Origin of the sequence: Bacillus sp. RAR_M1_44 (genome assembly GCF_020165935.1) — a bacterium.
GTDB lineage: Bacteria > Bacillota > Bacilli > Bacillales > Bacillaceae > Bacillus > Bacillus altitudinis.
The window spans coordinates 2,285,026-2,300,823 of the sequence record NZ_JAIUKX010000001.1 but is presented as its reverse complement, the minus strand read 5'-3'; the positions used below and the strand labels follow the sequence as shown (position 1 = coordinate 2,300,823).

The 15,798-nt window shown below is 42.8% G+C and carries 14 protein-coding genes; 3 read left to right on the top strand and 11 right to left on the bottom strand.

Annotation, left to right across the window (positions count from 1 at the left end; genetic code table 11):
- Positions 1–209: 209 nt before the first annotated feature.
- Positions 210–995 (top strand): carbon-nitrogen family hydrolase, encoded by a 786-nt coding sequence (locus tag LCD34_RS12215; RefSeq protein ID WP_046527178.1) that lies wholly within the window; start codon positions 210–212, stop codon positions 993–995.
- A 45-nt stretch (positions 996–1,040) separates the two neighbouring features.
- Here LCD34_RS12215 and LCD34_RS12210 read toward each other — a convergent pair whose 3' ends face one another.
- Positions 1,041–1,946 (bottom strand): LysR family transcriptional regulator, encoded by a 906-nt coding sequence (locus LCD34_RS12210; protein WP_046527179.1) that lies wholly within the window; start codon positions 1,944–1,946, stop codon positions 1,041–1,043.
- A gap of 118 nt (positions 1,947–2,064) precedes the next feature.
- On the opposite strand from LCD34_RS12210, the gene LCD34_RS12205 reads away from it, so the two are divergent.
- Positions 2,065–2,838 (top strand): class I SAM-dependent methyltransferase, encoded by a 774-nt coding sequence (locus tag LCD34_RS12205; protein ID WP_224559188.1) that lies wholly within the window; start codon positions 2,065–2,067, stop codon positions 2,836–2,838.
- Between the two features lie 230 nt (positions 2,839–3,068).
- On the opposite strand, the gene LCD34_RS12200 is transcribed toward LCD34_RS12205, so the two are convergent.
- The 5 genes from LCD34_RS12200 to LCD34_RS12180 all read right to left on the bottom strand — a co-directional run bounded on the left by LCD34_RS12200 (position 3,069) and on the right by LCD34_RS12180 (position 8,426).
- The gene (locus tag LCD34_RS12200) at positions 3,069–4,445 is read right to left on the bottom strand and encodes an MFS transporter (RefSeq protein WP_224559186.1); all 1,377 of its coding nucleotides are present in this window, start codon (positions 4,443–4,445) and stop codon (positions 3,069–3,071) included.
- A gap of 120 nt (positions 4,446–4,565) precedes the next feature.
- Entirely contained in the window at positions 4,566–5,573 is a 1,008-nt protein-coding gene (locus LCD34_RS12195; RefSeq protein ID WP_017358562.1) for a LacI family DNA-binding transcriptional regulator, read from the bottom strand.
- A gap of 77 nt (positions 5,574–5,650) precedes the next feature.
- Complete coding sequence (locus LCD34_RS12190; protein WP_039166333.1) at positions 5,651–6,598, bottom strand: dihydrodipicolinate synthase family protein; 948 nt, start codon at positions 6,596–6,598, stop codon at positions 5,651–5,653.
- Positions 6,599–7,009: 411 nt separating this feature from the next.
- Positions 7,010–7,567 (bottom strand): shikimate kinase, encoded by a 558-nt coding sequence (locus LCD34_RS12185; protein ID WP_007498270.1) that lies wholly within the window; start codon positions 7,565–7,567, stop codon positions 7,010–7,012.
- Between the two features lie 85 nt (positions 7,568–7,652).
- On the bottom strand, positions 7,653–8,426 hold the full coding sequence (locus LCD34_RS12180) for an IclR family transcriptional regulator (protein WP_008342083.1): 774 nt from the start codon (positions 8,424–8,426) through the stop codon (positions 7,653–7,655).
- Positions 8,427–8,569: 143 nt separating this feature from the next.
- Here LCD34_RS12180 and LCD34_RS12175 point away from each other — a divergent pair, with 143 nt between their 5' ends.
- Complete coding sequence (locus LCD34_RS12175; protein WP_046527181.1) at positions 8,570–9,931, top strand: hypothetical protein; 1,362 nt, start codon at positions 8,570–8,572, stop codon at positions 9,929–9,931.
- A 242-nt stretch (positions 9,932–10,173) separates the two neighbouring features.
- On the opposite strand, the gene LCD34_RS12170 is transcribed toward LCD34_RS12175, so the two are convergent.
- From LCD34_RS12170 to aroD, 5 genes are all read right to left on the bottom strand, one after another.
- Positions 10,174–11,484: an MFS transporter gene (locus LCD34_RS12170; protein ID WP_025206713.1), complete on the bottom strand. Its 1,311-nt coding sequence runs from the start codon at positions 11,482–11,484 to the stop codon at positions 10,174–10,176.
- Positions 11,485–11,529: 45 nt separating this feature from the next.
- Positions 11,530–12,732, bottom strand: coding sequence for a CaiB/BaiF CoA transferase family protein (locus LCD34_RS12165; protein ID WP_146271393.1), 1,203 nt, complete (start codon positions 12,730–12,732; stop codon positions 11,530–11,532).
- 86 nt (positions 12,733–12,818) lie between these two features.
- Positions 12,819–13,199 (bottom strand): cupin domain-containing protein, encoded by a 381-nt coding sequence (locus LCD34_RS12160; protein ID WP_017366575.1) that lies wholly within the window; start codon positions 13,197–13,199, stop codon positions 12,819–12,821.
- Positions 13,200–13,222: 23 nt separating this feature from the next.
- A complete protein-coding gene (locus LCD34_RS12155; RefSeq protein WP_060780740.1) occupies positions 13,223–14,983 on the bottom strand; it encodes a thiamine pyrophosphate-binding protein in 1,761 nt (586 codons plus the stop codon).
- Positions 14,984–15,021: 38 nt separating this feature from the next.
- Positions 15,022–15,795, bottom strand: a complete 774-nt coding sequence (gene aroD / locus LCD34_RS12150) for a type I 3-dehydroquinate dehydratase (protein WP_224559184.1) — start codon at positions 15,793–15,795, stop codon at positions 15,022–15,024.
- Positions 15,796–15,798: the final 3 nt, after the last annotated feature.

The following is a 15,798-nucleotide window of genomic DNA, read 5'->3' as shown; positions in this document are numbered from 1 at the left end:
ATCATACTATTCCCCTTTGTTTTATTAGTTATGAGTATCATACCACTCATTTCTTGATTGAGAAAGTCATTTAACAAAACCTTCTGACATTTCTATTGGCAAAGATAGCGGAAAGCTTTATGATAAAGAAACTGGCTTGAAGACTAGATGATTCAGGCAATATCAACGAACCATTCATTGCATGAAACGAATAAAGGAGGAAGACCGACATGAACATCGCCCTGATTCAAATGGACGTACAAATAGGAGAACCTGATGTAAACTTTCAGAAAGCAGAAGCATGTTTAGAAGAAGCCATCCGCCAACAGCCTGATTTGATTATTCTACCTGAAATGTGGAATACCGGCTATGCGTTAGAGCAAGCGGATGAGCTTGCCGATGCAGATGGCGAGCGAACAAAACAACTCTTCTCTTCCTTTGCCCGCAAGCACCAAGTGTATCTCATCGCAGGCAGTGTTTTAAATAAGAGGACAGAAGATGAAAACATCACCAATACAATGTATGTCTTTAACCGCCAAGGTGAGCTTTTGTTAGATTATGATAAAATTCATTTATTCCGCTTAATGGATGAGCATAACTATTTAACCGCTGGTGATCAGCTTGGTTTATTTGACTATGGTGAAGATGTCAAGATTGGTGCGATGATCTGCTATGATCTCCGCTTCCCTCAGCTTTCTAGGACGCTCGTGAACAAAGGGGCGAAGGTGCTTGTTAATACCGCTCAATGGCCGTCAGCAAGAGTGGACCATTGGCGCAGTCTGCTCATCGCAAGAGCCATTGAGAATCAGTCATTTGTGATTGCGGTGAACCGGACGGGCACAAGCAGAGACACTGAATTCCCTGGTCACTCCATGGTGATTGACCCGCTCGGACGCATTCTACTTGAGACAAATGATGAAGAAGACATTTATTATGCAAACATTGATCTTCAGCTCGTAGATGAAGTGAGACAACAAATCCCCGTCATGACAGATCAGCGGCTGGATTTATATTAGAAAGCAGGGGGCTCCCCTGCTTTTTGCGTTTAATTAAACGTTTGTTTAAGCTTTTCCTTGATTCTGTTGAAGGTCCATGAAGGCTTGCGCGGCTTTCGTTAAATATCTTTCTTCCACATATGCAAACACAAGTGTGCGGGTTGGGCATGAATCAATGTGTAAATAAGTGACTGCTTTCCTTTCCTCTTGTGCCACCATTTTCGGCACCACCGTCACACCTAGCTCATTTTCAACCAATGCCTGAGCTGTTTGAATATGACTTGTTTCAAATGCAACCCTCGGCCGAAAGCCATGATGACGGCACAGTTCCGTGACCACTTGCCGAAAGCCATATCCCTCTTTCAGCATAATAAATGGGGCATCTTTCAAAAGATGAAACGGGACAGACCCTTCTTGATCCGCTTGATTGATGATTTCATTGAGTTCATCCGTCAACCACGGTTGAGCCGTTTGCGGAATGGCGAGGAGAAGCGGCTCTGTCAGCATTTGTTTTGTTTTCAATGATTCATGCTCGACAGGCAGAGAAAGAATCGCCAGATCCAGTTTCCCAGCGAGTAAACGTCTTTCTAGCTCACGAGGCGATTCTTCTATCAAATGAACGTGAACGTGCGGATACGTTTGACAATAGGTTTTTAATAAACTTGGCAGGACATATCCCCCTGTGACAGCTGGCGCACCGATCATCAGTTCTTTCCCTACCTCATAAGCAGCTTCCCCCATCTCACGCAACAAATCATCTCGTTCCTTCAAAATGGTTTCTGCTCTTTTGATCAATCGGTTTCCTTGAGGTGTAGGAGTGACTTGTCCATACTTCCGAATAAACAGAGGAGTATCTAATTCCTCCTCAAGTTTTTTAATTTGCTGACTTAACGAGGGCTGTGCAATGTGAAGTTTTTCCGCTGCTTTTGTAAAGCTTTGCTGCCGGTACACTTCCATGACATATTCCATCATTCGTATATCCACTTCTCTCACCTCATAGGTTTTAACTATTCATATCATATCTTTTATGTCTTAGACAAATCACGGGAAGAACCCTACGATAAAGAAACAACAAAAAGGGGGTAAAGGAATGAATCCATATTCAAAAGCCGAGAAACAATTCTCACAAAATGCGGAGAACTACCGAGATTCACCCATCTTTGCAGCGGGAAAAGAACTTGAATGGATGAAAACGGCGGCGAAGGCAAAGGGCGATGAGCATCTACTTGATATCGGCTGCGCGGCAGGTCATACCGTTTTTTCCTTTTCAGACGTCATCTCTAAAGGAATCGGGATTGATGTCACACCCAAAATGATCGAGGTTGCTACAGCACTTGCGGAAGAGCGACAGCTGAACCACATTACGTTTGAGCAGGCATCCGCAGACGCATTGCCCTTTTCTGATGCATCATTTGATCTGGTCACATGCCGATTTGCTGCTCATCACTTCCCACATCTCCCGGCAGCCATGTCTGAAATCAGCCGAGTCTTAAAGAAAGGCGGCAAATTTCTACTTGTCGATCATTATGCACCTGAAAACCAAGCACAGGATGACTTTATTAATCATTTAAATAGACTGAGAGATCCCTCCCATGTGCGAGAAAGCTCGTTATCAGAATGGAAAGAGCTTTTCGCTGACAACCATCTGACGAAAGAAGATATCCGTTACTGGGATCTGCATATTGATTATCAGGACTGGATCATACGAGGACATACACCAGAAAATGTTCAAAAGGAAATCGTTGCCCACCTTCATGCTGCAGACGATGAAACGAAACAGCTGTTTCAACTGCAATTCGACGAACATCGTCAGCCAATATCCTTTTGCCTAAAAGCCGCACTGCTTCAAGGGATCAAACATTAAACTGATCGAAAAAGTCTACCCTAGCCGGTAGACTTTTATATTTTGATTCTACATTTCCACTATCTGATAGATATTACTTTTCATGTTCGTGACAAGGAGTGCTGCATGATGTTTCTATTATAAGATAATTGAACTGAGGTAGGTTAGGCTTTTTCAAAAGTGTACGTAAATCCTCTGAATAAAAAAAGAACCTACCCTCTTTAGAATAAGTTCTTCACTGCATGCATCACTTACGGTGCAATATCCTCTAATACTTTCTCTCTCGTTTCGATCATTTTAAAAGCAAGAATTGCTCCCACTACAGTCACACTTGCAAAAAGAATAAAAATAGTTGAAACACCGCTCACCTCTAAAATAAAACCTATCATAATAGGAGCGATCGCTGAGGCCAGCCTAAGCCACGCTGTAGCAAATGCCGTACCAATTACCCTCATACGGGTTGGATAGATTTCAGGTGTATATAAATAGAGAAGAACTGTAATTGTCCCCATCATTCCGTAGGCAGCGGACCCTAAATAAATAACGCTTTCTGGAGAATTTGCTCCGCTGATCCATAAAGCCGTTAATAAAGCACCTGTTACGATAAATGCAATGGTTGCCCAGCGCTTCCGTCCTACTTTATCGATTAAAAATGCACAAGCGAATACCCCTATGGTCTGTAAAATATTTGTGAGAGAGGCTGCCCTTAATGAATCTCCAACTGGCAAATTGTAAACCGTATTATAAAGACTCGGTAACCAGTTATTTAATCCATTCGATACAAAGTAGGCAGAAAACCATAGTCCCCATACGATCAATGTTCTTTGACGATAAAAAGTAGAAAAGAGCTCTTTCCAGTCGCCTTTTTCAGTGCTGCTGGACACTTGCTTTGCAACAGGCATTCGTTTGTCCGTACTAGCTTCAATCTCTTCAATGATTCTTTCGGCTTCATCTAACCTGCCTTTTGAAATAAGCCATCTTGGAGATTCACGCAACATGAAAAAGAAGACAAAGACGATTAAACCGCCAATTCCACCAATCAAGAACATCCATTTCCATCCAAAGCTAGGGACAACAAATGCACCAATTTGAGCTGAGATCATTAATCCTAATGGAAAAATCATCTCATAAAGCATAAAAAATCTCCCTCTGCCTTGGGCCCGGGACAACTCATTGATATATGAGGCCGCTACTGGCACTTCTCCTCCTACTCCAATCCCCTGTATAAAACGAAAAATAAAAAGGGCCATAAAGTTACCTGAAAATACACATGCGATACTCATAATAGACATGAGAAATACAGTCCACTTTGCACTAAATACACGGCCACGTCTTTCTGCTAACCATCCAAAGAAAATAGCACCAATCGCTTGTCCGATATAACCAGACCCAATAAGAAGTCCAATTTGAGCAGGTGATAAGTTCCACATGCCGATGAGAACTGGGAGAACAAACGCTAAAGATAGTGCATCAAAAGCATCAAAAAAGGTAGCAGATCCCATAATGATACGAGGTTTTAAATGCCATCTCGAAAAAGGTACACTTTCCATCCTAGTCAATAGTTGTGAAGCTCTATCAACAACTTGCTCATCATGAGAATTTGAATTTCCGCTGAGTTCTAACGTCATGATATCTCCTCCTTAATAGAGGAAATGATGCAAAAGTACATGCTGATGAGCACAAAAGAAATCGCTTACATTTTAAATGAAGAGACATTCTAAGGCGATCATTTGAGTTTTCAGCATCTATCATTTCTTTTTTGGCGTTCCCGTGGTGCCACGATCTACATAGTACATCGGGAAGATATGTTCCATTTTCTCTAACTGTTCTCCTTCTACTAACTGCGTTAGTAAAGAAACCGCTTTTCTTCCCATTCCAACTAAATCAACATGAACAGAAGATAAAGAAGGGGTTAGAAAACTTGCAATGGGCACATCATCAGCACCAACGACAGACAAATCATGAGGTATTGACACATTTGCGATATCTGCCGCTTTCATGACCCCTATCGCCAAAAAATCTGAAGAGCAAACAACTCCAGTCATGTGCTGGTTTCCTTGGAGAAATTGAGAAACCACTTCTACTACTTTTCCCCCATCAAATTCATCTAACTCAAACACAAGCTCTTTGTTCATTGTTAATCCTAAACTTTTCAGTGTACGCTCATACCCCTTGTAATACCTCACACTATGCATCGAACTCATTGGACCATTGACCAGTCCAATGGTTCGATGACCTTTATCAAATAAGGCCGTGACAGATTGACACACACCTTCCTCATCATCTGGCCTGACACATGGAAATGGAGAATCCTCTAAGTAACTTCCGACAACGATAATGGGAATAGCTAAACTTTTTAACCAATCCATGCTCAATTCTTCATTTCTTGGAGAAAATAAAATGGCACCATCTACAGCCTGCGTTTCAAGTAATCGCTGCTGCTGTACAGATGTAAATGACATCAACATATTGAATTCAGTCTCATCTAATTCCTTCGCTATCCCATCTAAAATCGTCGAAAAAAATGGATTATTCAAAATATATGAACCACGAGGAACCACGACAGCAATATTGCCAGTCTTTCTTTTAACGAGCCCTCTAGCCCCTAAATTAGGACGATAGCCTAATTCATCAATCACTTGTTTGATTCTTTCAGCCGTTTGAGCACCTACTCCTGGTTTGCCACTTAATACTCGGGAAACAGAGGCGATAGATACTCCAGCTTTCAATGCGACATCTTTAATACTTACTGACACATTTCATACCTCCGGGAGTCTGTTGTTTTATACTCTATTATAACCTGACTCACCTTCATCATGAAATCAATGGTCTGTTATTTACTAACGTTTTCCTTAAGTAAACCAACACTTTGAAGACCCTGACGAATCTCTTCTTTTTCCTTTTGAGTTAAAGGTAATACTGGTTTCCTCGCAAGCGAACTGCTGATCAAACCTCGCTGGAACATCGCTTCCTTCATTCGCAGATGAGAGGTAGAGGAAGGTTCATCCATTTTATACACAGCATGCTTTAATTCAAAGATTCTATCGTAAACTTTATTAGCCGCTACAAGGTCTTGTTCTTCCACACATTTCACAAGCTCAGCAATCAAATCTGGTACAAAGCAGCCGAAACCTACAAGCGCCCCATCAATCCCTTGAACTAATGTTGGCAATAAATATTCATCGTGACATGTGAGCAACGATACATCTGGTGCATGCTTTTTCAGTGCGCGCACATCGACTTCATATTGCGCCATGTCTCTTTGACCGATTTTAAATGAGACAACGTTTGGAATCTCCGACATTTCTAATAATTGACTGGTTGTATAAGAGGTTTTTGTCCATGTTGGATATTGATGAACGATGATTGAAATGTCAATTGCTTCTGCAACATCTTTAAAGAATTGGACAGGTGACTCAGGCTGCATACCGAATCTCAGCCATGAATGTGGTGGCATAAGAAGAATACCTTCTCCTCCAGCTTCCTCCACTGCTTTTGCATGCTGGATCGCTTCAATTGTCCCTTCAGCTGAAACCCCAGAAATGACAGGAATTTCTCCCTTTAATTCGTCGGCTGCAATACGCACAGCTTCAGCTCGTTCATGTGGCAACAAAGTCATAATCTCGCCAGTATGTCCATTGACAACGATCCCATTAATCCCTTCGTGCTCCGCCACCCAGCGAACAAGCTTACGAAAAGCAGGTTCATCAATTGAATAGTCATCTTTAAAAGGAATTAAGACTGCCGGGAATACACCGCTCCATTTTTCTTTATTTTTCATCAACAAATTCCTCCCCATCCGTTATAGTAAACGTTTACGGTAAGCGTTTACGTTAATAATCATAGAATGATATAACCGAAGGTGTCAACCAGATTTTTAAAAATTATAATAATTCAAAAAACTATTATTGGAATTTAGATACTATTTTATTTTTTCAAAAAAAGAAAATGAGAGATATATGTCGTTTCCCACATCAATCAAATAACCTCATCATCTTGACCTAGTTGTAGTCTAATCACCACTTTTTTCAAACGGCTAGACACACCACATAAAGGATGCATACATTTTGATATAGTGACGAAGAAAAAAACATCTTTTCTTCTTTTTTTCATCCATCATCCAACTTATACTGTCATTTCTTTGACTACTCTAGATCTAATAGAAAAAGTCTACCCCTTAGGATAGACTTTTTTATTTCGAATATAGATCCCAGCCAAGCTTGAGTGTGTCGACAATATAATTGGCGACTTCTTCAGCTTCTAGATGATCTGTTTCCACTCTTGAGTTATGGAGGGAATAAATTTCCCGGCGCTCTTCAAACAGCTCTTTCATCTCGTCAAGCGTGCGGTTATGAAGAACAGGACGGTTTTCAATTAAAATATCCAGCCGCTGCTTCCAATTCTCCCAAGATAGGTCAAGGAAAAGAACCGTACAATGCTTTAAGCAAGATCGTTTGATTTCTTCCTGTTTAAACGCACCGCCTCCAAGAGACACGATCTTTAGCTGAGTATGTTCACATAAATCGACGATATAGTCCTTTTCAGCCTGCCTGAAGAACGCTTCTCCTTTTTGCTGAAACATTTCTGGAATCGTCATGTTGTACTTTTTCTCAATCTCCTGATCAACATCAATAAAATCTCTATATAACTTTTTGGCAACCAGCTGCCCAATGGTTGTTTTCCCAACGCCCATAAAGCCAATGAGGACAATATTTCGCTGTCTCACAGGAATCTCTCTATTGTTTTTCATGTTCGTGACACGTCCTCCTTACGACAAGGAATGCTACATAATGTTTCTATTATATGATAAATGGACTGAGAAAAGATAGGCATTCTTAAAAATTGTGTTTGACGACGTAACCGAGCTGTTCGGAGAGCTTCTCGGCATGTTCTTTCACTTTTTGCTGCAGCTGAGGGATGACATCTTCAGTAAATCGTTGGGTCGGTCCAGATATGGATAAACATGCCTGCACCTCCCCATGAATGTTAAAGATCGGTGCCGCCACTGCCGCCGATCCGACTTCCCGTTCATCAATACTGCAAGCGGTGTGCGTTTCAAGAATATGACGACATTCTTTTCGCCATTCCTCCATCGTCATGTGATCAGCCTCAGACGCGAAAACTTGCTGTTGAAACTCTTCGCTTTGGAAAGCAAGCAGCACCTTTCCACCAGCACCAGCGTATAACGGCAGCTTCTCACCGATTTTCACAAGATGCCGAATCGATTGCAGCCCTTCGGCTTGTTCAATACATACCCTGCTTTTGTGATCCAGCACATACAGGTTGACGGTTTCCTTTGTTTCATCACGAAGTGTGTACATGAGCGGTTTTGCCAGTTCCCTCAATTTGATGGACTTCCCAGCAATATAACCGAGAAGATAAAGTCTTTGACCGAGCCGGTACTTCATTGTCTCTTGGTTCTTTTCCACAAAATGATTCATTTCAAGTGCCTTGAGCAGTCTCGTTGTGGTAGACATTGCTAAGTTCATCTCTTTTGAAATGTCCGTTAGCGTCAGCTCTTGACGTTCTTCGCTAAAGCAAGAAAGAATATCCAAAGCGCGCTGAACGGTACGCAATCCTGATTCTTCTTTTGACTTCTTATCAGCCATGTTCACTTTCTCCTTTTCCCCTTTGATTTCTTATCGACATGATTGACCAATTTTGCTATAATCCATTTTAAATGTTCCATTAAAAGAAAACAAATTCCACTGTACGGAATAAAACCGATAGATGTTTTGATGGAGGAGATATCATGATCTACCTGCTACTTTTCACACTTCTTATTAGCTTATACATCGTTCATCAACTATTCCCTGCTCCCATTCTCTCCTATTTGGTTGGTCTGCTGGCGGCTGCTTCGCTCACCATTTCCTTTAAGAAGGCCAATGGGCTTTATTTGAAAACGGGTGCTATGTTTCTCTTGATTGGATTGGTGTTATTTTTCTGGTCAGAACAGCCTTTGCATACGCTTTTTCTTCATTTTCATTCCATGCTAGGCTTGCTTTCTTTATTTTTCATGTTGCCATTTATTCATTCTCTCATACATGTTGGGCATTTCGATACTCAATTAAATAAACTGCTTACCTTACATACAACGAGTACAAATCAGCTTTATCGCAAGAGTTCATTTGTCACTCATGTTCTTGGCATGTTTTTAAATATCGCAACGATTCCCTTATTATATACATCCTTGAAACCGTCGCTGAACGCCCTTCAGGAACAAGTCAAACAGCACCTTTATACGCGCAATCTTTTAAGGTCATATGCGCTATGTCTTAGCTGGAGTCCTGTCGAAGTACTGGTGAGTGTCACCATTGATGCAACCAAATTGAAATATTATCAGATTGCACCCGTTACGTTTTGTTTAATGGTGCTTGTGCTGTTGACGGATTGGTTGCTGTTTTCTCGTCAAAGCAAACGATTGCCGCATATCAGCCAGCCGGCGGAAGCTCACTCCAACCCTCATCGCATCAAGAGAAAAACCCTTCAGCTTGCTTTCATGCTGCTCAGTTTTATGACAGTCGTTTCGCTTGTTGACGCCTGGATTGGGAAAGGTTATCTGTTCGCTGTTGTGCTGACGATTATTCCTTTCGCTCTATTATTCTCGTCTATCATCAAAAAACGAAAACAATATGTAGCCGTCTCTATTCCCCATTGGAAAGAACGGACCCGCCAGCTCTCCAATTATATGTGTCTATTTTTAAGCGCGGGCTTCTTTGTCGATATGCTGCTTGTCACAAACAGCTTGCAGCCGATTCAAGCATTTATCGTCAGTATATCAGATCATGCCTTTTGGGTTTATGGGGTCATCGGGCTGTATTTTCTCATCACCGCTCTTTGCGGTTTTCACCCGCTCGTTTCGCTTGCCCTCTTAGTGAGCTTGATGGCACCTGTCATTCATGAATTGCCTGCCCTTCCCATCGCCATCATGCTCATTATCGCTGGAACCTCAACGGTCATGTTTAGCCCATATAATGTATCTGTCTCCCTATTAGCCGATTTGATGAAGGTTAACCCTTACCGAATCACTCGATGGAATATCTGGTTTGCTGGTTTTTATATCAGCATGGGTATCGCATGTGCAACGATCATCACCGTCATCTTTTATTCATAGAAAAAGAGAACCCAATGAGTTCTCTTTCAAGATTGTTGACAAAGGGCTAAAATGAACTTGATTTTAGCCCTTTGTCTTTTTTTCAGCGTGATAGAAAACCTTTGCAGCCCTAGAAAGGACGAGTACTGGCGCGGAGCGAATTTGACATTCGTGAGCACCGGCACACAGAACTGACACCGAATGCGAGGGTTTGTCTACACGCTGAAAGAGAACCCAATGAGTTCTCTTTTTCTTACTCTCTATTATTTTAATTGAATCCGTTCAATCTTACCTACAATAAAGATATACGACAACGCTCCCCCTAATGCCACTAGGCTGACGAATAAAATACCGCCGTTGTAAGAGCCTGTCGCCGATACAATGAATCCGATGATCAGCGGGGTGATGATGCCGGATAAGTTAGCAAAAAAGTTGAATACGCCGCCAGCCAGCCCGACCATTTCTCTTGGTGCCACCTCAGACAGCATGGTCCAGGAGATATTAGACAGTCCTTGTGCAAAGGATGCGATGGATAAAATGGTCAGCACAAGCGGGATATTCGTTGTAAAATTCGCTAAAACAATAGTACTTGTTAGAAGCAAGCCGACCACAACCGGCAGCTTTCTCGCTACATTGACCGATACACCCTTTTTAAGCAGCCAGTCAGACACATATCCTCCAAACAGCACCCCAAAGAATGCAGCGATGTATGGCAGGGATGCCGCAAAACCCACTTTGAGAAAGGCCATATTTTTCGCCTCTGCTAAATAGGTCGGAAACCATGTTAAAAAGAAAAAGAGGGTAGACGCAACAGAAAATTGACCAATATAGAGTCCAATCAATTTACGATATTTCAAAAGTGCGGCAAAGTCTGCCCATTTCAGTTTCTCCTGTGATGCCACTGTCAGCCCTTCGCCTTGACGGATCAATTCTAATTCATCTTCATTGATCTTCGGATGCTCTTTCGGTTCGTGATAATACTTGTACCAAAAGAAAGCAAATATAATACCGAGCGCACCTGCAGTGATAAAGACGGTTCTCCAATCGAAAGTTGTCATGATCCAAAAAAGAAGAGGTGTCGCAAATGCAAGCCCCACATACTCTCCAGCGGTATAAACCCCTGTTGCAAATGCCCGTTCCCGCCTTGGAAACCATGTGGTCACAATGCGGTTATTCGCAGGAAATGCGGGAGATTCTGTAATTCCGATAAACAAACGGCAGCCAAATAAGAAGGCAAAGCTGTTCGCAAACGCCTGTAAACCGGTGAAAATAGACCAAGTCACAAGTGATATTCCATACGTTACCTTTGATCCAAACTTATCAAGAATAAAGCCGCCAGGGATCTGCATGGCTGTATAGGTCCAGCTAAATGCTGAAAAGATGAGGCCTAATAAGGCAGGGTTTAATTGCAATGAAGACTGAATCGCAGGTGCAACAATGGATACACTGGCTCGATCAATATAGTTAATAGCGGTAATAAAAAACAACAGAATCAAGATGCCGAAACGAGCTTTTGTTGGTTTCGCATAAGCAGGCCGCAAGTCGTTCCCCTTCAGTTCTGAATGCACTTTCATAACCATCCTCCTTTGTTTCCGCAGCGTGCGGATCGGTTGAGTGTCTTAAATGACCCCTTTTTCTTCTAACTGTTTACACTCTTCTTCTGTGAAGCCAAGCATTTTCGTTAAAATTTCATAATTATGTTCACCTAAATCAGGCGCAATATGGCGGATACGGCCGGGGGTTTTTTCAAACTTCGGAATGATCCCAGGCACCTTCACTTTTCCAAGTCGCGGGTGATGCACCTCGACAATATTTTCTCGTGCTTTAAATTGCGGATGCTCAAAGATATCCCGAATGCTTAGAATCGGACTCACAGGCACACCATGTGTATCTAGAATGTCTAAGACGTCATCTCTTGTTTTGGACGCAATCCACTGCGAGACGATCGCATCCATTTCATCGTTATGCTTCAGCCTGGCTGCATTCACAGAGAATTTCTCGTTCTCTAGTAAATCTAAGCGATTCATCGCCTCTGCCAATCGATTAAAGGTCGAATCTGTACTCGTCACAAGAACCAAATAATGCCCATCCTTTGTCTCATAGGTGCCGGCAGGGCTTGAATGACCGCTTAACCCTGGTGAACGCTCACGCACCTTCCCTAGCTTGTCATATTCAGCAACCAAAAATTCTAACATGCGGAACACAGATTCATAGAGAGCCAAATCCACCATTTGCCCTGTTCCTTTTGGATGTGTGTCACGGTAATACATCGCTGTCACAGTGGCAAACGCCACATAGATTCCGGCGATATAATCCGTAAGGGAAAAGGAAGGGCTGACTGGATGCCGATCTGGAAACCCTTGAATATATGTAAAGCCGCTAAACGCCGTCGCAGGTGTCCCAAACCCCGCTTTGTCCTTAAATGGACCGGTTTGTCCATAACCCGAAACTCGAATCATAATTAAACGAGGGTTGATTTCTTTTAATACATCGTACCCAACGTCCCATTTTTCAAGTGTTCCCGGACGAAAATTTTCAATGATCACATCAACCTGCGCTGCAAGCTTTTTAAAAATGTCTTTTGCTTCTTCTTTGTGTAGATCGAGTGTAAGAGATTTCTTATTCCTTGAAAGCCCTGACCATCTCAAAGGTTCACCATCTGCAAAAGGGCCAACATGCCGCAGTGTATCCCCTTTTCCAGGAATCTCGACTTTAATGACCTCTGCACCGAAATCCCCTAGAAGCACCGCGCCGTATGGTGCAGCAATCATTGTAGAAACATCTAATATTTTGATTCCTTCAAGCGGTGTATTCTTATTCATTGCTTGACTCCCTTTCGTTCAATTGATAAAGGGCTAAAATGCTTTCTATTTTAGCCCCTTTTCTTCTTTCTCTCGTGCAAGGTTTTTTAGTCCTTCGGAAGCTGCCCTTGCGGTGTATAGAGCCAAATCAGCCATAAAGGTTCGTCCCCTGTGTTCACATGCTGATGCGGGACACCATCAGGAATAAACATAAAGTCATTTTGCTTAAATGATTGTCTTTCTCCATCGCAAATGACTTCGCCAGACCCTTTAATCACATAATCAAATTCTTCTGAACCCGGGTGATTGTGTACCGAGCTTGCTTCGCCCGGCTCAAAAATAGTGAGACCTGCCATCATATGCTCTGATCCAACGGTATCTGGTGTGATCGTTTGAAACACTTTCCGAATCATTTTCTCTTCTGGATGATCTAAACCTAACCATAATGGATGACCGTCTTGAAATGGATTTAATACTTTAATTTTCATTGTTGATTCCTCCCTAGTCATGTTTAGTTCACACTGACATGTGAACGTTTTGTATTTGGTGAATAAATATCATTAATGTTCCAATGTCCATCAGTAGGCACTGGATCATTTTTCATCGCTACATCAATGACACATGGCTCCTGAGAAGCGATTGCTTCAGCCAAAGCTTCTTTGAATTCAGAAGCCGCCGTAATTTTGATCCCCTTCATCCCATAACCTCTTGCAATGGCTGCAAAATCAGGCGAATAGCTTTCTCCATCTTTTCTAAACACAGTGCCGTAAGTCGTTTCATAGTGTGCCATTTGCAAGCCGGCGATCGTCCCAAACGCACTGTTGTTCATCACAATCCACACAACAGGAATGTTTTCTTCCATGGCTGTTGCGAGAACAGATGGATTTTGACCGAAGCCGCCGTCCCCAACAAGTGATACAACGACACGGTCAGGCTGGGCAATCTTTGCTCCAAGTGCAGCAGGAGCGCCAAATCCCATCGTCGCAAAACCACCTGGGGTTAAAATAGTGCCTGGCGTGTATACAGGAAATTGCTGTCCGACCCCATTTTTATTCCAGCCAACATCGGTTGTAATGAAGGCATCTGGCGGCAATACTTCGCGCACTTCCTGCAAAATACGTTGTGGTTTCATTGGGAAAGACTCGTCTTGAATATTCGTCAAATTGCTCTTCTGAAATTCCTCACGATATGCCGCAATGTCCTTTTTCAATTCAGGGCGATCCAGACCTTCTGGCAGCCTTTCTTTCGCCACACGATTAAGTACAGTCAACGCCTGCTTGAGATCTGCTACCGCTCCAATTTCAACAGGATAGTTCCGGCCAATTTCATTCGGATCAATGTCAATATGAATGAGCTTGGTTGATTGGAAATTGAACGTATACTCCGATTCCCACGAACTCGCATCTGCTTCAGCAAAACGGGTGCCTAAAGCCAATATATAGTCCGCTGCTTTACACTGATCATTGATAAATTTCGTCCCCCAAAACCCTGTCATGCCAAGGGTCATTGGATGATCATCCGGCATCGCCCCTTTCCCCATCAAAGAATGGGCAACAGGGATACTCAAATGGTCAGAAAATGCCTTTAACTCTTCTGCTGCATCGGCTAGTAAAATGCCTCCCCCTACATATAAGAGCGGTTTGTCTGCCTGCAGCAATCGATCTATTATCCGATTCGCTGTTTGATCATCAATAGATGGTTTTTCAACGGTGTGTGTATGATGAGCGATTTGTTCAAATAACGACACATCTAAGTCTTTTGAGAACACATCCATCGGAACTGAAATCAGGACTGGCCCAGGGCGGCCACTTTCAGCTAACTGAAACGCTTTTGATAATATTTCTGGAAATAATTCTGGAATGTCGACTCGCCATGCTCTTTTCACAAACGGGCGATAAATTTCGTATTGAGAAGCATCGGAATGAAGATTGATTTCTTGGTGTGGGTGCTTTCCGTAGTAATGACTTGGAACATCTCCTGCAATGACAACCATTGGAATGGAATCGAGTGCGGCATTCGCTACGCCTGTTGCCGCATTGGTGAGTCCAGGACCTAAATGACTGAGCACAACAGCCGTCTGTTTTTTCGCTCGTGCATAACCGTCTGCTGCATGCGCCGCTATCTGTTCATGTCTAACATTCACAAATTGAATACGGCTTTTTTCTAGGGCTGATAAAAAAGCAATATTCGTATGACCGCACAGACCGAAGATATGCTCAACTCCTCGATTTTCTAAATACTGAATGACCTGTGTAGATATATTCTTCTTCATGTTTCTCTCCTCTCACGGTGCAGCTATGAATCTGCTACTCACTGATTCTTTGAAAACACAATCGATAGAACGGCATTCAAATCCTGTATCGCAACTTGTCCAGGTGCCGAGCTTTCTTTCCCTACAGCAAAGGTCATGACAGACCCAAAGAGTCCACCTACCATTCTTGTGAAGGCGCCATATTCCCCCATCGCCATCGAAATAACGGGGATGGACAGATGCTTTTTCGCCTTGCCTGTCGCAGAAAGTAGTGTCAATGCATCCTCATAGGAATGCGGCATGACGGCGATCTTTGCGATGTCGGCACCGACCGATTCTGCATTGGTGAATAGTTCCACGAGCCGATCCGCCTCCGGAGTACGCTGGAAATCGTGGTACGACACAATCAAGATGACCCCGTTTCTCTTAGCCGCCTGACTGACTTGCTGGATATGCGAGACATCATGCATTAATTCAAAATCAACGGCAGCCACAAGCTGAGTGGTACAAAGCTCGACAAGCAGGGAAACTTTTTCATCCTCTGAGAGTGAGATGCGTTCGCCGCCCTCTTTTTCAGAACGAATGGTGAATAAAAATGGGATGTTATCTGCCTTTTCGATCATCCCTTTTAGGGTGTCGATGACTTGTTCCTTGTTATTGAGGTGATTGAAAAAATCCGCTCGCCACTCTATCACATCAGGCTTCTTCTCAGCTAACACCTCAACTTCAAGAAACAATTCTTCCTTTGTTTGTCCAATGAGCGGCATACAAATCATTGGCTGACCGCCTGTCTGCGCACTTTTCATCTTTTGCTGAAAGACATTCACATCCATCTG